General features: G+C 72.3%; 13 protein-coding genes. 9 read left to right on the top strand and 4 right to left on the bottom strand.

Annotation, left to right across the window (positions count from 1 at the left end; genetic code table 11):
* Positions 1-2: 2 nt before the first annotated feature.
* Together AC07DF_RS29620 and mmuM are read right to left on the bottom strand one after the other, a co-directional pair.
* The gene (locus tag AC07DF_RS29620; RefSeq protein ID WP_478978015.1) at positions 3-1,061 is read right to left on the bottom strand and encodes a LacI family DNA-binding transcriptional regulator; all 1,059 of its coding nucleotides are present in this window, start codon (positions 1,059-1,061) and stop codon (positions 3-5) included.
* A gap of 154 nt (positions 1,062-1,215) precedes the next feature.
* The gene (mmuM, locus tag AC07DF_RS29615; protein ID WP_478978012.1) at positions 1,216-2,127 is read right to left on the bottom strand and encodes a homocysteine S-methyltransferase; all 912 of its coding nucleotides are present in this window, start codon (positions 2,125-2,127) and stop codon (positions 1,216-1,218) included.
* A 128-nt stretch (positions 2,128-2,255) separates the two neighbouring features.
* On the opposite strand from mmuM, the gene AC07DF_RS29610 reads away from it, so the two are divergent.
* Genes AC07DF_RS29610 through AC07DF_RS29600 form a run of 3 tightly spaced genes read left to right on the top strand, consistent with a single transcriptional unit; the run spans position 2,256 to position 5,628 of the window.
* On the top strand, positions 2,256-3,653 hold the full coding sequence (locus tag AC07DF_RS29610) for an amino acid permease (RefSeq protein WP_478978009.1): 1,398 nt from the start codon (positions 2,256-2,258) through the stop codon (positions 3,651-3,653).
* Positions 3,654-3,662: 9 nt separating this feature from the next.
* Positions 3,663-4,778, top strand: a complete 1,116-nt coding sequence (locus tag AC07DF_RS29605) for an aminoglycoside phosphotransferase (RefSeq protein WP_478978006.1) — start codon at positions 3,663-3,665, stop codon at positions 4,776-4,778.
* A 22-nt stretch (positions 4,779-4,800) separates the two neighbouring features.
* Positions 4,801-5,628 carry an MOSC domain-containing protein gene (locus tag AC07DF_RS29600; protein ID WP_478978003.1) on the top strand — a complete coding sequence of 276 codons (828 nt, stop codon included), beginning with the start codon at positions 4,801-4,803 and terminating at the stop codon, positions 5,626-5,628.
* A gap of 3 nt (positions 5,629-5,631) precedes the next feature.
* Here the strand turns inward: AC07DF_RS29600 and AC07DF_RS29595 are convergent, their stop codons facing one another.
* Positions 5,632-7,740, bottom strand: coding sequence for an autotransporter (locus AC07DF_RS29595; RefSeq protein ID WP_478978000.1), 2,109 nt, complete (start codon positions 7,738-7,740; stop codon positions 5,632-5,634).
* A 105-nt stretch (positions 7,741-7,845) separates the two neighbouring features.
* Between AC07DF_RS29595 and AC07DF_RS29590 the strand changes: the two genes are divergently transcribed.
* The 3 genes from AC07DF_RS29590 (at position 7,846) to AC07DF_RS29580 (ending at position 11,574) form a co-directional block, all read left to right on the top strand.
* Positions 7,846-8,907 carry a hypothetical protein gene (locus AC07DF_RS29590; protein ID WP_478977997.1) on the top strand — a complete coding sequence of 354 codons (1,062 nt, stop codon included), beginning with the start codon at positions 7,846-7,848 and terminating at the stop codon, positions 8,905-8,907.
* A gap of 158 nt (positions 8,908-9,065) precedes the next feature.
* Positions 9,066-10,163 carry a glycoside hydrolase family 43 protein gene (locus AC07DF_RS29585; protein WP_478977994.1) on the top strand — a complete coding sequence of 366 codons (1,098 nt, stop codon included), beginning with the start codon at positions 9,066-9,068 and terminating at the stop codon, positions 10,161-10,163.
* A gap of 1 nt (position 10,164) precedes the next feature.
* Positions 10,165-11,574 carry a family 43 glycosylhydrolase gene (locus AC07DF_RS29580; RefSeq protein WP_478977991.1) on the top strand — a complete coding sequence of 470 codons (1,410 nt, stop codon included), beginning with the start codon at positions 10,165-10,167 and terminating at the stop codon, positions 11,572-11,574.
* A 15-nt stretch (positions 11,575-11,589) separates the two neighbouring features.
* On the opposite strand, the gene AC07DF_RS29575 is transcribed toward AC07DF_RS29580, so the two are convergent.
* Positions 11,590-13,254 carry a rhamnogalacturonan lyase B N-terminal domain-containing protein gene (locus AC07DF_RS29575; protein WP_478977988.1) on the bottom strand — a complete coding sequence of 555 codons (1,665 nt, stop codon included), beginning with the start codon at positions 13,252-13,254 and terminating at the stop codon, positions 11,590-11,592.
* Between the two features lie 189 nt (positions 13,255-13,443).
* Between AC07DF_RS29575 and AC07DF_RS29570 the strand changes: the two genes are divergently transcribed.
* The 3 genes from AC07DF_RS29570 (at position 13,444) to AC07DF_RS29560 (ending at position 17,133) form a co-directional block, all read left to right on the top strand.
* A complete protein-coding gene (locus AC07DF_RS29570) occupies positions 13,444-14,472 on the top strand; it encodes a rhamnogalacturonan acetylesterase (protein ID WP_478977985.1) in 1,029 nt (342 codons plus the stop codon).
* A gap of 100 nt (positions 14,473-14,572) precedes the next feature.
* Positions 14,573-16,276, top strand: a complete 1,704-nt coding sequence (locus AC07DF_RS29565; protein ID WP_478977982.1) for a DUF2264 domain-containing protein — start codon at positions 14,573-14,575, stop codon at positions 16,274-16,276.
* A gap of 101 nt (positions 16,277-16,377) precedes the next feature.
* Positions 16,378-17,133 carry an isocitrate lyase/PEP mutase family protein gene (locus AC07DF_RS29560; protein WP_478977979.1) on the top strand — a complete coding sequence of 252 codons (756 nt, stop codon included), beginning with the start codon at positions 16,378-16,380 and terminating at the stop codon, positions 17,131-17,133.
* Positions 17,134-17,261: the final 128 nt, after the last annotated feature.

The following is a 17,261-nucleotide window of genomic DNA, read 5'->3' as shown; positions in this document are numbered from 1 at the left end:
AGTCACCGGGCCGGGGGCGGGCCCACCGAGTCCCGCACGACCACGTGCGTGCCCAGCAGCAGATGCTCGTCCGCGGCGCCCGGGGCGTGTTCGAGGGCCGTGCGGACCGCGAGACGGCCCAGTTCCTCGTAGGGGACGTGGACCGTCGTCAGGGCGGGGTGCAGATCGCGGGCGAAGGGGATGTCGTCGTAACCGGCGAGGGAGACATCGCCCGGGACGGACAGGCCCGCCTCGTGCAGGGCGGTGAGGGCGCCCGCCGCGACCATGTCGGTGGCGGCCACGACGGCCGTGAAGCCGAGGTCGTCCTCGAGCGCCTGCCGCATCAGGCGGTGGCCCGCGTCGCGGGTGAAGTCGCCGTGCAGGACGAGGGACTCGTCGGGGGTGAGGCCGCGGGCACGGTGGGCGGCGAGGTAGCCGCGTTCGCGGCCCAGGGCCGTGGTGTGGTCCGCCCGGCCGCCGAGGAACAGCACCCGGCGGTGCCCCTGGGCGAGCACATGGGCGACCAGGGTGTAGGCGCCGCCCTCGTTGTCGTACTCGATGACCGTCACCGGGGCGCCGGGGTCCAGCGGTGGCCGGCCGCACAGGACCAGGCGCGAACCGGCCGAGGCGAGGGAGTCCGCCATGCGATGAGTGCGTTCGCGGTACTCGGATGTGTCGGCGCTGCCGCCGACCAGGATCACCGCGGCGGCCCGCTGGGCGCGCATCATCTCGACGAACTCCAGCTCGTGGCGGACATCGCCCTCCGTGCTGCACACCAGGCAGAGATGGCCGAGCCGGGTCGCCTCGCGCTCCACGCCGTGGGCCATGTGCGCGAACGACGGGCCGGTGATGTCCTCCAGTACGAAGGCGAGGGTGGGCGTGCCGACACCCGCGATCGCCTTCGCCCTCGCGTCGGCCACATAGTCCAGCTCACGGACCGCCCGCATCACGCTCCCGCGCGTCGCCGCGCTCACCGGATACACGCCGCCCAGCACCCGGGACACCGTCGACGCCGAGACGCCCGCGCGCAGCGCCACGTCCCGGATGGTGCTGCGGCTCGCGTCCCCGCTCTTCCTCGTCATGCCTGCCTCGTCTCTCCCGGGCCCCGGTCCGCACCCGCCCCCCTCGGGAGCTGCGGCAACGCCATGGCAACCGGTTCCCATGGACGGAGGCTAGCAGCGGAGGGGGAGGGAGAGGAGAGCAATGCGGAGGGAGAGGAGAGCGCCTGCTGCCGGACTACGCCGCCCCGAGCGTCCCCGCGATCCCCGAGATCGCCTCCGGACCCACCCGGCAGCAGCCGCCGATCAGCCGGGCCCCGGCCTGCTGCCAGCCCGTCACCTGACCGGCCGTGAACCTCGAGCGTCCGGTCCAGGCGCGGGCCTCGGCGTCCCAGGTCTCGCCGCTGTTGGGGTAGACGACCACCGGCTTGCCGGTGACCCGGGCCGCGGTCGAAGCGGCGGCGTCCACGTCCTCGGGGGCGCAGCAGTTCACGCCGACCGCGATGACCTCGTCGGCGTCGGCGGCCAGGGCGAAGGCCTCCTCCAGCGGCTGCCCGGCACGCGTACGGCCGCCGGCGACGGAGTACGTCAGCCAGGCCGGCACCCCGAGCCCGCGCACCGCCCGCAGCAGCGCCGCGGCCTCGTCGGCGTCGGGGACCGTCTCCAGGGCGAGGACGTCGGGGCGTGCCGCCGCCAGCACCTCAAGCCGCGGGCGGTGGAAACGCTCCAGTTCGTCGACCGTGAGCCCGTAGCGGCCCCGGTACTCCGAGCCGTCCGCGAGCATCGCACCGTAGGGCCCCGCCGAGGCCGCCACCCACAGGGGCCGGGAGACACGCGCCCGGCGGGCCGCCTCCCGTGCCGACTCCACGCTGAGCGCCATGAGTTCGGCCGCCCGGTCGTGGCCGATCCCGCGCTTCTCGAAGCCCTCGAACGTGGCCTGGTAGCTGGAGGTGATCGCCACGTCCGCGCCCGCCCGGAAGTAGGCAAGGTGCGCTTCGGTGATCGCCTCCGGCTGCTCGGCGAGCAGCCGCGCCGACCACAGCTCGTCGCTCAGGTCGTGCCCGGCCGATTCGAGCTGGTTGGACATGCCGCCGTCGAGGACGACCGTTCCGGCGGCGAGGGCTTCGGCGAGGGTGATGGTGCTCGTCATACGACGACGGTAATCGAGATCGGGCCGAGGACCCCAGCCGATTGTGTCCAGTACATGAACAGATCGACCACCATGTGGGATGGCGGTTACGATCAGGACCCTCCCCCTCCGCTTGTACAGGATCGCTCATGACCGTCCCCAGCCCCACCGAAGCCGCCGAACCCGCCGAGCCGGCCGAACCGGCCACCGCGGCGGCACCCGCTCCCCGCCGCACCTTCGGCCTCGCCGCCGCCACGGCCCTCGTCATGGGCAACATCATCGGCGGCGGCATCTTCGCCCTGCCCGCCACCGTCGCCCCCTACGGCACGGTCAGCCTGCTCGCGTTCGTCGTGCTCTCGGTGGGAGCCGTGGCGCTCGCGCTGCTCTTCGGCAAGCTGGCCCGGCGCAGCCCGGTCACCGGCGGTCTCTACGTCTACCCGCGTGACGCGTTCGGCGAGTTCGCCGGGTTCCTGTCGGCCTGGTCGTACTGGACGATGTGCTGGGTCAGCATCGCCGCCCTGGCCGTCGCGGTCGTCGGCTACGTCGACGTCCTGATACCCCTGCAGGGCAACCACGCCCTGGAGGCCGCCGTCGCCCTGGCCGCCCTGTGGCTGCCCGCCGCGGCGAACTTCGCGGGTACCCGGTGGGTCGGCACGGTGCAGGTCGTCTCGACGATCCTGAAGTTCGTACCGCTGCTCCTGCTCGCCACGATCGGCCTGTTCTTCGTCGACGCGGACAACTTCGGCCCGTTCAACGCCTCCGGCCAGAGCGTCTCGGGTGCGCTGGCCGCCTCCGCCGCGCTGCTGCTGTACAGCTTCCTCGGGGTCGAGTCGGCCGCCGTCAGCGCGGGCGAGGTCCGCGACCCGGAGCGCACGGTCGGCCGGGCCAGCGTCCTCGGCACACTGGCCTCGGCCCTGGTCTACATCCTCGGCACGGTCGCCGTCTTCGGACTGGTCCCGCACGACCGGCTCGTCGACTCCGGCGCCCCGTTCGCCGACGCCGTCAACGCCATCACCGGCAGCTCCTGGGGCGGCACCGCCATCGCCCTGGTCGCCGTCGCCTCGATCACCGGCTGCCTCAACGGCTGGATCCTCATGGCCGCGCAGATGCCCTACGCCGCCGCCCGCGACGGTCTCTTCCCGGCGCCGTTCGCGCGGCTGGGCAAGGGCGGCGTCCCCGGCTTCGGCGTGTGGGCCTGCGCGGTCCTCGGCTCGCTCCTCATCGCCCTGAACTACACGGCAGGCCCGGACACCACCTTCCGCGTCCTCGTCCTGATCACCACGTTCACCGGCTGCGTGCCGTATCTGCTGTCGGCGGCGGCCCAGCTGTACTGGCTGGCCCGCGGCACCCGCGACCGCGTCCGCCCGGCAGGACTCGCCCGCGATCTGGTCGTCGCCGCCCTCTCCTTCGGCTTCTCCTTCTGGCTGATCGCCGGGGCCGGATACGCGGCCGTCTACCAGGGCGTGCTGTTCCTGTTCGCCGGGATTCCGGTGTACGTGTGGCTGCGCGGACGCAAGGACACCCCTGCGGCGCAGGCCTCGGCATAGCATCGGGGGATGCCCGAGGTCGCTGTCGCTGATGCCGAAGTACGTGAGGTCCTGGGAGTCCCCGTGGACCAGGCGGTGTTCGAACCGCTCACGCACAATCCCCTGAACGGCGTCACCGCGGGGGTGTGGCGGGTCACCGGCGGCCACCGCTCGGCCGTGCTGAAGGTGCTCACGCGGACGAAGGAGACCACCGCCTCGTGGGCGGCCTCCAACGACCCCCGCGACTGGAACTTCTGGCGCCGCGAGGCCTACGTCTACGGGTCCGGGTTCGCCCAGGTCTGGCGGCGGCACGGCATCCGCGCGCCGAGGCTGCTGGAGTGCGCCGAACGCCCCGACGGCGATGTGGCGTTGTGGCTGGAGGACGTGCCGGGCGAACCGGCGACGGCCTGGCCCCTCGCCCGCCACGTCGAGCACGCCCACCGGCTGGGTGCCGCGCAGGGCGCGACGGGAGCGGGGGAGGACAGCCCCTGGCTGTCGCGGCACTTCCTCCGCGACTACACGGCCGGCAAGACGACGGGCCAGGATCTGCTCGACGACGACGAGGCCTGGCGGCACCCCCTGGTCCGGGAGTACTTCCCGGCGGGCCTGCGCGCCGACATGGTCCGCCTCCACCACGACCGCGAGTGGTTCCTCACGGTCATGGAGTCCCTGCCCCGTGCCTTCTCCCACCTCGACCAGTGGCCGGCCAACGTCCGCTCCGACGGCCGTGACAGCGTCCTTTTCGACTGGGCGTTCGCCGGTGACGGCGCGCTCGGCGAGGACCTCGGCAACTACCTCCCCGACTCCGTCTTCGACCTGTTCGTCCCCGCCGCCGACCTCCCCGGCCTGGCCAAGGAGGCCTACGACGCCTATGTGCACGGCCTGCGCGAGAGCGGCCGGCCCGTCGACGAACGACTCGTACGGCTCGGCGTGTGCGCCTCGGCCGTGAAGTACGACTGGCTCACGGCACTGATGCTCGCCCGGGCGGGCGAGTCGCCGGTGGCCTACGGTGGCCGGGGCACGGTCCCCGCCGAACTCCGTTACCGCGAACGCGGCTCGGCCCTGGCCTTCCTCGCCGAGTGGGCCGCGGAGGCGCGGCTGCTGGCGCCACAACTCGGCTTTCCGGAGGCGCCGAGCGGCCGCTGAACCGCAGAAGGGACGGAAGCCCATGGCCCGCGTGGCCGAGTTGACGTACTACCCGCTCAAGGGATGCGCCGGGACATCCGTACGGGAGGCGCTGCTGACACCCGCCGGACTGGCGTACGACCGCTGCTTCATGGTCGTCAGCGAGGAGGGCGTGTACCGGACCCAGCGCCGGGACCCCCGGCTGGCGCTCATCCGCCCCACCGTCACCGCCGACGGCGAACACCTCACGCTGCGCGCACCGGACGCCGAGGACCTCCACCTCCGGGTGGACACCTCCGGCGCCCGGCAGAAGATCGACCTGTTCGGAACCGCTTACCAGGGCATCGACCAGGGCGACTCGGCAGCCGGCTGGCTCTCGCACGTGCTCGGCGCCCCCAGCCGCCTGGTACGCGTACCGCCGGAGCACGACCGGGTGACGGACGGCATGACACCGGGCACCTCGGGATACGCCGACAGTTGCGCCCTGCACGTCGTCTCCCGCTCCACCCTCGACCTGCTCAACCGGAAACTGACCGAGCGCGGTGCACGCCCGCTGCCCATGGACCGCTTCCGCCCCAACCTCGTGCTCGACGGCTGGGGCGACCCCCACACCGAGGACCGCGCCCACCACATCCGCATCGGCGACACCGAACTGGGCTACGCCAAGCTCGCCATCCGCTGCGCGGTCACCCTGGTCGACCAGCGCTCCGGAACCAGGGCGGGCCCGGAGCCCCTGCGCACCCTCGCCGCCTACCGGCGCGCGTCCCAGGGCGGCATCGCCTTCGGCACGAAGTACGCGGTACTCCGTCCCGGCAAGGTGTCGGTCGGCGACGAGGCGGCCGTCACGCTGTGGGGCGAGTCCGAGGTGTGAACCTCACTGCCGGGCACGGCCCGTGTGCCGGCCGCCGCGCCGGCGGCCGCGCCCGCGTCGCGTGGCCATCGGTACGGCGAGGCTGACGACGAGCGCCAGGCCGAGCGCGTAGGGCCACCACCCGAAACCGACATCCCCGGACGCTCCGGCGCTGCGCGGCGTCACCGCGTCGGACGCGGCCGGGCCGGACGCGGTGGGGGACGGGCTCGGGGCCGCGCCGACCGCCGTCAGGGCGACGTCGTTGCCGTCACCGGCGCGGTAGCTGATGCGGTAGGCGGTGCCCGCCAGTTTCACGCGAGCGCCCTCCTTCAGGCCGGTGAAGGTCCCCGAGGGCCGGGAGCGGCCCCGGTTGTCGAGCACGGGGATCACACGGGCGGGCCTGCTCCCGGCGGCGGACACGTCGAGGTCTCCGGACAGCCGTACCGCGCCCGTCACCGTCAGCGGCTCGTCCCGCAGGAGCAGGGAGCCTTTCGCGCTCTGCGTGTAGGGGCCGTCGACCGTGAGGCCGGTGGTGACGGTGCCTTCGCCGGTGACCGCCCCTGTGACCGTGCCCTTGCCGCTGAGGGCGGTCGCCACGTGCAGGCCCGCCCGGCCCGCGTCCAGCCGGGCACCGGCCGAGGTCAGCCGGATCGCCTTGCTGCGGGCGAGCGTGGCTCCGTCGCGCAGGGCCAGTGTGCCCCTGGAGACCGTGGTCGTCCCGGTGTACGTCACCGCGCCGCCCGTCAGTGTCGTCGTGGCCGTGCCCGACTGCGTGAGCGAGCCGCTGCCGCCGACGCGGGACAGGGTGAGGGGCTTGTCCGTGTTGCGCAGGACGAGCGAGCCGTCGTTGACGACCTCGCAGCGGGCGCCTCGCGTGTACAGGCCGCCGTCGCCGCCCCGTTTGCCGCTGCCCAGGCGCAGGACCGCGCCCTTCTCGACCGTCGTGGAGCCGTCGTAGTACTGGACGGCCGCGAAGGTGACGTCGTTGCCGGAGGTGCCCGCGATGACGATGTCGCCGGCGCCGGGGGCGGAGAGCGTGTCGTGGAACCGGCCGCCGCCGATCGGGGCGCCGAGCGTCACGGGGCCGTTGTAGTCGAAGGTGAGCTTCGAACGCTCCCGGGCCGCGAGGAGGTTGACGTACACGGTCTCCGCGGTGCCCGGCATGAAGATCCTGTTCGTGGTGCCGTCGCCCCACCGGACGTTCGCGCCCTTGATGTTGGTGCCGCGCTTGTTGACGTTCTTGCGGGCGGGCGTCCAGTTCAGGGCCGGGTCGCTGAGCGAGGGGTCGGTGTCGCCGCCCTGGTCCGACCAGCTGTACTGCCCGGCCAGGACGACCTTGCCGCCCGGCCGCGACTGGACGTTGATGTCGCTGCCGTACTCGCGCTGGTAGAAGTCCATGCCCATGGTGACGGTCCGCCCCAGCGGGGTGTCGACCGTCCAGGTGCCCTGGTTGAGGATCTTGCGCACGCGCGGCAGCGAGGTCGCGTACTCCGGCCGGCCGGCGTTCGCCTGTGTGCCGTTGTCGATCACTCCGGAGAAGGAGTGGGTCCCTGGCAGGTCCCAGGTGCCCCAGAGGAAACGCGGCTGGGTGATCAGCCCGGAGCCGCTGATGGTGCCCAGGTTGTAGGCGCTCATCAGGGCGAGCCGCAGGGTGCCGTCGACCCGGATGTTGTCCTGGTTGAGGCGGAACGCCGGGGTGCCGTACGGGAAATGGCCGATGAGCCCGGTCGTGCCGCCGTCGCCGTACTGGAGGGTCGCCCCGCGCTGGACGGTGATCGCGGGCGGGTCGGGGCGGGTCACGGTCACATACGGGTGGTTGCCGCCGAGCGTCCGCACGGTCTGCCGCTGCCGGGAGCGGGGCAGTGCGAAGTCGCTGTCCCTGGTGAGGATCAGCGTCCCGCTGCCGCGCACGGTGAGCGTGCCCTCACCCCGGAACACGCCGTCGTACCGCGTCGTCCCGGGCGGCACGGTGACCGTCGTGTCGCCGGTGAGCGTCACGTCCCGGCCGGTGAGCACGGCGCCCGTGACGTCCCGGGGACCGGCGGCCGTCGCCGGGGGAGCGATGACGAGCGACGCGACCGCCGCGAGGACGCCCAGGGCCGCTGCTGTGGTGTGGGTGGTGAGGCTGCGCACATCACCGGAGACGGGAGTGGCGGGCGCCGATAACAGAAAATGGGTTGGTGGCCTGTCGCCGCGCGGGACACTCCCCTGACCAGGGGAGAACAAGGGGGATGCCGCGTGGCCGTGTTCGGGTGCGCGCGGTGCGGCGCCGAGCTGACCGTGCCCGTGTCGCGGGTAGCGCTTCCCGGCCACGCCCGCCAGCGCTTCGGCCATGAACTGCTCCCCGCCCTGATGGAACCGGGCACCTTCGCCGTCGACCCCGAAGCCTCCGGACCGCCCTGGCGCCGGTGGAGCGAGGTCGGGGCGGAGGAGGCCGTGGCCCGGGGCGTGTTCGCGCCCTTGCCCGCCCTGTCCTTCGGGTTGCCCGGCGCGGTCGTCGTCGCGCCCGGCGATGTGCGCGGCACCGTTCTCATCCCTGAGCGATGCGAGGGCTACTGCCTGGGGCTGGACGGGAGCAGCGGCCCCAATCTGGCCTGCGCCCGGTGCGGACAGGCCGTGGCCACACGCATCGACGACTGCACGCTCTGGCAGGCGGTGTGGCTCGCCCCGGACGCGGTGCGCCCTCTCACCGCCGACGCACCCGCACTCCCCGCGGACTGGGAGGCTATGGGCCGGGAGTGCGAGGCCGTCCCACCCGTCCAGCAGGGCGGGTGGTGGGAACCCCGGTGGGAGGCGGCCCTCGGGTCGGCCCTCGCCCACCTGCTGGCCGCCTCGGCCGGCAGGTGGGTGAGCGTTCCCGACGGCCTCCTCGCCGAGACGCTGGGCAGTGCGCTGGACCTGCTGCTCCCGCCGGGGCGTGCACCGAGGAAGGCGGCGGCGCTCGCCGGGCCGGGCCTGCCCGTCCCCGGCCCCGCCCCCGACATCCTCCTCGTCCCCCGGCACCCGCGGACCGGCGAGGTGTGGCGGGCGCCGTCGGGCAGCGCGCCCACCGTGCCGGTGCCCGCCGGCGTATGGCTCCACCTGGCGCTTGGGCCCGACCGGTTGCCCGCGCCCAGCACCGGTGGCCTGCCCGACGGAGTCGAGCGCGACGATCCCCTCCCACTGCGCCCGCGGACGCTGTTCCGGCCCGACCCGGGCATCCTCCTCCACACCCTGGCCCGGTTGCCCGCCGTCCGTGAGCCATGGCTGCGCGCGATCCACGACCGTGTGGACAAGTACCCCTACAGCCGCCCCTTCTGAGGCCCGGCCGCCTTCGTCCCGTCAGACCCGTTGACCTCCACGTGTCACCCCCTTACCTTTTCGGCGTTCGTAATGACAGATGGTGTTCGAAATATCAGACGCCGCAGCATCAGGCACCAGCAACGCCGTGTGTCCCCCAGTGAGAGGCAGCCCCCCGCATGAGCCGCGACCGCGACCACGCTCTGCCCGAATCCCCCAGCCGCAGACTGCTGCTGAAGGGTGCCGCAGCCGCCGGCGCCCTGGCCGCCGTCCCCGCCCTCCCCGGCGTGGCACAGGCCGCCACCCCGGCCGGGCACCCCAAGCCGGCCCCCTTCGTGAACCCGCTCGTCCGCAACCGGGCCGATCCGCACATCCACCGGCACAAGGACGGCTTCTACTACTTCACCGCCACGGCCCCCGAGTACGACCGCATCATCCTGCGCCGCTCCCGCACCCTCAACGGCCTCGGCACGGCCGCCGAGTCCGTCATCTGGCGCGCCCACCCGACCGGCAACATGGGCGCGCACATCTGGGCGCCCGAACTGCACCGCATCGGCGGCAAGTGGTACATCTACTTCGCCTCCGCGCCCGCCGAGGACGTCTGGGCCATCCGCATCTGGGTGCTGGAGAACGCCCACCCCAACCCCTTCAAGGGCACCTGGGTGGAGAAGGGCCAGGTCAAGACGGCCTGGGAGACCTTCTCCCTGGACGCCACCACCTTCACGCACCGGGGCAAGCGCTACCTCGCCTGGGCGCAGCACGAGCCCGGCATGGACAACAACACCGGCATCTTCCTCTCCGAGATGGCGAACCCCTGGACCCTGAAGGGCCCGCAGGTGCGGCTCTCCACCCCGGAGTACGACTGGGAGCGCATCGGCTTCAAGGTCAACGAGGGCCCCTACGTGCTGAAGCGCAACGGCCGCCTCTTCATGACGTACTCGGCCAGCGCCACCGACTTCAACTACTGCATGGGCCTGCTGACGGCCGACGCCGACAGCCACCTCCTGGACCCGATCAGCTGGTCCAAGTCGCCGACCCCGGTCTTCACCAGCAACGACACCACCAAGCAGTACGGCCCCGGCCACAACTGCTTCACGGTCGCCGAGGACGGCCGCACCGACGTCCTCGTCTACCACGCCCGCCAGTACAAGGAGATCAACGGCGACCCGCTGAACGACCCCAACCGCCACACCCGCGTCCAGAAGCTCGGCTGGAAGGCGGACGGCACCCCGGACTTCGGCATCCCGGTCGCCGACACGGCCACGGCGGGTGACTGAGATGAGACGTGCCTACACCGCCCTCCTCGCCCTGTGCCTCGGGCTGTTCGGCGCCCTCGCCACCGCCGGCCCCGCCCAGGCCGCGCCCCAGAACATCGCCAACGGCACCCAGTTCACGGACACCTCGGGCAACCCCGTCCACGCGCACGGCGGCGGAGTCCTCAAGGTCGGTTCCTACTACTACTGGTTCGGCGAGCACCGCAACGCCGACAACACCTTCCGGTACGTCGACGCCTACCGCTCGACCGACCTGAAGAACTGGGAGTTCCGCAACCACGTCCTGACCGAGGCCAGTGACCCGGAGCTGGCGACCGCCAACATCGAGCGGCCCAAGGTCATGTACAACGCGTCCACCGGCAAGTTCGTGATGTGGATGCACAAGGAGAACGGCACCGACTACAGCGAGGCCCGCGCCGCCGTCGCCGTCTCCGACACGGTCGACGGCGACTACACCTGGAAGGGCAGCTTCCGGCCGCTCGGCCAGCACATGTCCCGGGACATCACGGTCTTCGTCGACACCGACGGCGCCGGCTACATGATCTCCGCCGCCCGCGAGAACTACGACCTCCAGATCTACCGCCTCACCGCCGACTACACCGGCATCGCGAGCCTGGTCGCCAACCCCTGGCCCGGCGGCCACCGCGAGGCCCCGGCCCTGTTCAAGCGGAACGGCGTGTACTTCATGCTGACCTCGGGCGCCACGGGCTGGAACCCCAACCAGCAGCAGTACGCCACCGCCACGAACCTCGCCGGACCCTGGTCGGCCATGAAGAACATCGGCGACTCGACGACCTACGGCTCGCAGACCGCGTTCGTCCTGCCCGTGCAGGGCACCTCGGGCACCTCGTACCTCTACCTGGGCGACCGCTGGGGCAACTCCTTCGGCGGGACCGTCAACGACTCGCGGTACGTGTGGCTGCCCCTGACCTTCTCCAACGCGACCACGATGTCCATGTCCTGGTCGCCGGAGGTCACCATCGACACCGCCGCCGGGACCGTCTCCGGCACCAGCGCCACGTACAACACCCTCATCGCCCGCCACTCCTCCAAGTGCGCGGACGTGACGAGTCAGTCGCTCTGGGCCGGTGCCCAGCTCAAGCAGTACGACTGCAACGGCGGCGCCAACCAGAAGTACTGGTTCAAGTCCGTCGGCGGCGGCTACTACCAACTGGTGGTCCGCAACAGCTCCCTGTGCGTGCGGGAGAACGCGAGCACGGTCACGCAGGAGAACTGCTCCTCCACGACGAGCCAGCAGTGGTCGCTGACCACCACCGGCTCGTACGTGAACGTCAAGTCGCGTGCCACCGGCGAGTGCCTGGACGTGAACGGCGCGTCCACCGCCGGCTCCGCCGCCCTCATCACCTACACGTGCAACGGCGGAACCAACCAGCAGTGGACGCGCGGGACATGACAAGCCGCAGAGGTTCTAGGCCAGCAGGTCGATCGCGTCGATCGCCGTCCCCGCGCTGAGGAAACCGGCCGCCCCCGACCCGCTCACCACGTCGAGCCTGAGCACGTTGTACTGACTCGGGTCCGTCTTCCAGGCGGACGCCGGGACGCTGTACGTGAACGTGTGGTTGTTGCCGCGGTACGAACCGTTGGTCAGCGACCGGGTGTTCGGCTGGGTGGGCGGCGAGGGGACGGCCGAGGTCCAGCTGTCGTTGACGGTGACCTGGGGGCGGCCGTTCGCGTACGCCGTCGTCACGCCGATGCGCAGGGTGTGCGCGGCGGCGGCCTGCGCGGCGGTCAGCTTGAAGTACACGAGGATGCCGCTGTTGACGTCCTTCCAGAGGTAGCAGGGGAAGGCCGCCGTCTCCCCGCCGCTGCCGATCACCACGTTCCCGGTCCAGGACGCGGCCCTGACGTCCGACGGATGCGCGTACGTCATCAGGTCCGCGTTCTTGAACCCGCCCGGCGTGCCGTTCCAATCGCCGATCCGCCAGATCGCGCTCGCGCCCGCGGGGTCGTTGGAGGACGGCAGGGCGATCGTGTTCAGGGTGGTCGTCCCGCCCGCCGACACGCTCACCGACGTCGTGTACACCGCCAGCTCGCCCTTGAAGACGGTCAGTGTGTACGTCCCCGGCAGCACGCCCGCGATCGAGAACCAGCCGTCGGAGGAACGCGCCGGACCCCAGTACTGTGCCGCCCCGTTGGCCAGCCCGACGGTGTACGGGTAGGCCGTGTTCCGGCCGGAGATCCCGACACCCGCCACCTTGCCCCGGCCGCTCGCCGGCACGTACCCGGAGATGCCGAGCGCGTCGGCCCACGGGGTGGTCAGCGTCCCCGGGAACAGTGCCGAGGAGGGCGCCCCGCCGTCCGTGAAGGCGATGACGTACGGGCCTTGGAGGCCAAAGCGCTGGGCCTCGGTCTGGTTCTGCCCGTAGTAGAGGATCTCGTACAGGCCGCCGCCGTCCGCGCTCTGGTGGCGCAGCAGGGAGCGGTAGAAGGGGCCGCCCGAGGCCTTCTCGTGGTTGCTGCGCACGACCCAGAGTCCGACGCCGCCGGCGGACCAGCCGACGTAGTCGTAGTCCATGACACGCCGCTTGGAGTAGTGCTTCGAGCGGGTCTGGCCGTCGGACTTCCTGAAGACGTCCGAGGCCTCGATGGTGGTCGGCGCGTAGGTGTACGAGTCGGGCTCGTCGTTGAGGAACGCGCCCTTCTTCACGCGCACGATGTACCGGGTCGCGGACACGGACGTGTCGGCCTTGTGGGTCCACAGGTAGACGTTGTTCTCGCCGCTGCGGGCCGCGTAGTAGTGCTTCAGCGTGCCGTGCGTGACGGAGACCAGGATCGTCGAACCGGACTGCCTGATGCCGACGGTGGAGGCGCCGAGCCCGGACTCGATGTGCGAGTTCATGCCGCCGTAGCCCTGGTACTCCGTGCCCCGGTAGACCAGCGAGGTCAGGTCGCCGGTCGACTTGCTGACCTTGAAGACCAGCTGGGCGCCGGTGTCGACGACGTAGTTCGAGCCGTCGTCGCTGTAGCCGAAGGCGGCGGCGTGTGCCGTGCCGGTGAGGGCCGTGCCCGCGGCGGCGCCGGCGGCGAGGACGAAGGCGCGGCGGCCGACCGGTCTGTTCGCGGATCCGGACATGGGGGGCCTCCTCGGGAGGTGGGGGGAGTTCGGGTGGGAGTGAGGGTGACAGTTGAATCGATTTCGCGAAAGGGCTTTCGGTCATGTGAAGTTGTCCATCTCGTGAATGCTGCTCGAGGTCTAGAAAGCGCTTGTCCGGAGCGGTACGGTCCACCTCCAGGTCTTGTCGTCCGCTGGGAGGAGCACCGAGTGAGACGTTTCAGCATCGCCGTCGTGGCGGCGGTGGCCCTCGGGAGCGCGTTGCCGTCCGTACCGGCTCAGGCCCACACCGGCCTCGCACAGTGCGCCGCGGACACCTGCCACTTCGACGTCCCCCCGGGCACGTACGACGTGCGGGTCGTGCTCGGGGGGGAATCCGCGTCCGCCACCAGCGTCAGCGGCGAGACCCGCCGTGCCCTGCTCCCCGAGACGGCCGTCCCGGCGGGCCAGCGCGTCACCCGCGGCTTCACCGTGAACGTCCGCACCCCTGAGGGCGAGCCCACCGGCCCCGAGGGCACCCCCGGCCTCGACCTGCGGATCGGCGGCTCCGCACCCGCCCTCGCCGACATCAGGGTCACCCCGGCCCGGCACGCCCGCCAGATCTTCCTCGTCGGCGACTCCACCGTCTGCGACCAGCCCGGCGACCCGTACTCCGGCTGGGGCCAGCAGCTGCCCCGGTTCCTGCGCGAGGGCGTGTCCGTCGCCAACTACGCCGATTCCGGCGAGAGTACGGTCTCGTATCTGGGGAACCCACGACTGTGGGCCACCGTACGGCCCCTGATCCGCCCCGGCGATCTGGTCCTGGTCCAGCTCGCCCACAACGACAAGACCACGGACGAGGCCACCTATCGGGCCAACCTGGAGACCCTGGTGGATGGCGTCCGGGCGCGGGGCGGACAGCCGGTCCTTGTCACTCCCGTCGTGCGACGCTGGTTCAACCCGGACGGCACGCTGAACAACGGAACCGCGCTCCTGGTCAACGGCCTGGGTGTCGACCACCCCGCGGTCACCCGCTCCGTCGCCGCCGCGCGGAACGTCCCGCTGATCGACCTCACCGCGAAGACGAAGGCGCTCGTGGAGTCCCTCGGCGTGGAGGGTTCGAAGGCGCTGTACCTCTACAACGAGGCGCGGGACAACACGCACACCTCCGTGAGCGGTGCCACGGCCTACGCGGGCCTGGTCCGCGACGAACTCGTCACCCAGCGTCTGGTGCCGAAGGGCAAGGTGCGGGTGGGATAGAGCCCCTGGGGCGCCCCGACCGGAACCGGGGCGCTCCAGGTCCGACCCGTTCCGGCCGATCCAAGCGTCTGAGCACGACCTCGCGTACGAAAGAGAACCGATGCACCTGCCTCCGGCCGACGGCACGACGTCTGCGTTCACCGGCTACACCCGCGCCCACTGGGAGGCGGCGGCCGACGCCCTGCTCACCGCCGTCGAGCCCTACGCCACCGAGGACCGGGCGCTCTACCACCTGCCCGGCGACCGGACCAGCTGGTCGGGGCGGCTCTCCGACGGCCTGGAGGGCTACGCCCGCACCCTGCTGCTGGCCGCCTTCCGCCGCGACGAGAAGGCTCTCGAGCGCTACGCCACCGGCCTCACCGCCGGTGTCTCGGGGGTCTGGCCCCGCATCGAGGACCGCGGCCAGCCCCTGGTGGAGGCGGCGTCGATCGCGCTCGCCCTGCGCCTGACGCGGGAGCTGCTGTGGGACCGGCTGGACGACGGCGTACGGCAGCGGGCGGCCGCCTGGCTCGGCGACGCGCTCACCGCCGAGGCGTGGCCCTGCAACTGGGAGCTGTTCCCGGTCACGGTGGGCGGCTTCCTGGCCGAGGTCGGCCACGAGCCGGAGGCGTCCCGCGCGGCGATCGACCGCGGCCTGGAACGCATCGAGCAGTGGTACGTGGGCGACGGCTGGTACAGCGACGGCGACGGCCGCAAGTTCGACTACTACAACGGCTGGGCGATGCACCTCTACCCGGTGCTGCACGCCTGGCTGGAGGGCGACGAGCGCCTGCTGGACCTGTACGGGGACCGGCTGTCGCGTCACCTCTGCGACTATGCCCGGCTGTTCGGCGGCGACGGCGCCCCGATGCGACAGGGGCGTTCCCTGACGTACCGCTTCGCGACGACGGCCCCCCTGTGGCTGGGCGCGCTGACCGGCCGCACGCCGCTGTCGCCGGGGGAGACCCGGCGCCTGGCCTCGGGAGCGCTGCGGTACTTCCTCGACCGGGGCGCGGTGGACGACAAGGGCCTGCTGTCCCTGGGCTGGCACGGCCCCGACGCCTCCGTCCTCCAGGGCTACTCGGGCCCGGCCTCCCCGTACTGGGCGAGCAAGGGCTTCATCGGTCTGCTGCTCCCGGCGGACCACGAGGTGTGGACGGCGGCGGAGGAACCCGGCCCGGCCGAGCGCGCGGACGCCGTCATTCCCGTCGGCCCGCCCAACTGGCTGCTCCAGTCCACCTCTTCCGACGGCGTCGTCCGCCTCCACAACCACGGCAGCGAGGACGTCCGCTACGACCCGTACTACACGCGTCTGGCGTACTCGACGGTGACGGCCCCGGTCGCGTCGCCCTCGTCGTCCGCCCCGCCCGACAACAGCGTGATCGTCGGTGGCGACCCGAGCCGCACCGGCATCGAACCCCTCGGTGCGGGCGAGGGCTGGGTGGCCTCCCGGCACACGGCGGGCGGAGGGGCGCGGGTGACGAGCGCCGTGCTGGCGCGCGGGGCCGCGGAGGTCCGGGCACATCTGGTGACGGGCGCGGATCCCGGCACGCCGGTCCGGGTGACCGGCTGGCCGGCCGGGGAGGGCCTGCGGGCCGAACTCGTACCCGCGATCGGACTCACGGACTCCCTGACGGGCGTCGTGGGCGAGAACGCCACCCTGTTCGTCGCCCTGGCCCGGCTGACGGCCGAGCCCGATCCGGCCCCGCTGGAGGAGTCGGTCTCCGTACGCGCGGACGATGCCGGAGCACTGGAGGTCCGCTGGAGCGACGGCGGCGTGACACGGGTCCTGCTGACGGAGTCGGGCGTGGACGTCACGGCTTGAGACCGGCGATCCTCAGGATCGCGGCGGCGGGGGAGGTTGCCACGGCACTCGGAGGCCATGGTTCGGTCCGCGCCGAAGCGATCCGCGCCTAGCGTGGCGCCATGTCTGACTTCGCCGGCCTGCACCACGAGGACGAGCCCCTCCTGCTGCCCAACGCCTGGGACCACGCCTCGGCCCGGGCCCTCGCCGGGCAGGGGTTCCGGGCGATCGCGACGACGAGCCTGGGCGTCGCCGCGGTCGCCGGACTGCCCGACGGTGTGGCGGCGACCCGTGAGGAGACGCTCCGGCTGGCCCTCGCCCTGGGATCCGAACCGTTCCAGCTGTCGGTCGACGCGGAGGGCGGCTTCAGTGACGACCCGGACGAGGTGGCGGAGTTCGCGCGCGAGCTGCACGCCGTGGGAGCGGCCGGCATCAACCTGGAGGACGGCCTCGGGCCCGTCGCCCGGCACGCGGCGAAGATCGCCGCGGTCAAAAAGGCTGCACCCGCCCTCTTCGTCAACGCCCGCACGGACACCCACTGGCTCGGCGACGGCGACACCACGGACACGCTCACCCGCCTCGACGCCTACCGGCAGGCGGGCGCGGACGGCGTGTTCGTCCCCGGCCTCACCGACCTACGGCGGATCGCCGCCCTGGTGCGCCACGTGGACATCCCCCTCAACGTCCTCTACGCGCCCGGCGGTCCGACCGTCCCGCACCTCGCCGACGTCGGCGTCCGCCGGATCAGCCTCGGCTCGCTGCTGTACCGGAGGGCGCTGGGCGCGGCGCTGGAGGCGGCGGCGGACATCCGGGCGGGACGGCCACCGAAGGGCATGACGCCGTCGTACGACGAGGTGGCCCTGCCCCCGCCCCGCTAGGGCCTGTCTGACAAATCCACGCCTGCTCCGCGACGTCTGGCACGCACGCTCGCCGCGTTGCCGAACCGCCCACGTGGCTCCGCCACGAGGACGCTCCGGCGCCTTGCGATCGCACGCACCAGACGCCG

The sequence above is a fragment of the Streptomyces sp. NPDC044719 genome, assembly GCF_056433405.1.
Note: the sequence above shows the minus strand (reverse complement) of the source record. Positions and strands in the feature narration are given on the sequence as shown.

Bases quoted from the DNA above. Each gene is read 5' to 3' on its own strand.
- AC07DF_RS29610 (WP_478978009.1), top strand. From the start codon at position 2,256: ATGACCGTCCCCAGCCCCACCGAAGCCGCCGAACCCGCCGAGCCGGCC.
- AC07DF_RS29580 (WP_478977991.1), top strand. From the start codon at position 10,165: ATGAGACGTGCCTACACCGCCCTCCTCGCCCTGTGCCTCGGGCTGTTC.
- AC07DF_RS29620 (WP_478978015.1), bottom strand. From the start codon at position 1,061: ATGACGAGGAAGAGCGGGGACGCGAGCCGCAGCACCATCCGGGACGTG.
- AC07DF_RS29575 (WP_478977988.1), bottom strand. From the start codon at position 13,254: ATGTCCGGATCCGCGAACAGACCGGTCGGCCGCCGCGCCTTCGTCCTC.
- AC07DF_RS29560 (WP_478977979.1), top strand. From the start codon at position 16,378: ATGTCTGACTTCGCCGGCCTGCACCACGAGGACGAGCCCCTCCTGCTG.
- AC07DF_RS29565 (WP_478977982.1), top strand. From the start codon at position 14,573: ATGCACCTGCCTCCGGCCGACGGCACGACGTCTGCGTTCACCGGCTAC.
- AC07DF_RS29600 (WP_478978003.1), top strand. From the start codon at position 4,801: ATGGCCCGCGTGGCCGAGTTGACGTACTACCCGCTCAAGGGATGCGCC.
- AC07DF_RS29585 (WP_478977994.1), top strand. From the start codon at position 9,066: ATGAGCCGCGACCGCGACCACGCTCTGCCCGAATCCCCCAGCCGCAGA.
- AC07DF_RS29605 (WP_478978006.1), top strand. From the start codon at position 3,663: ATGCCCGAGGTCGCTGTCGCTGATGCCGAAGTACGTGAGGTCCTGGGA.
- mmuM (WP_478978012.1), bottom strand. From the start codon at position 2,127: ATGACGAGCACCATCACCCTCGCCGAAGCCCTCGCCGCCGGAACGGTC.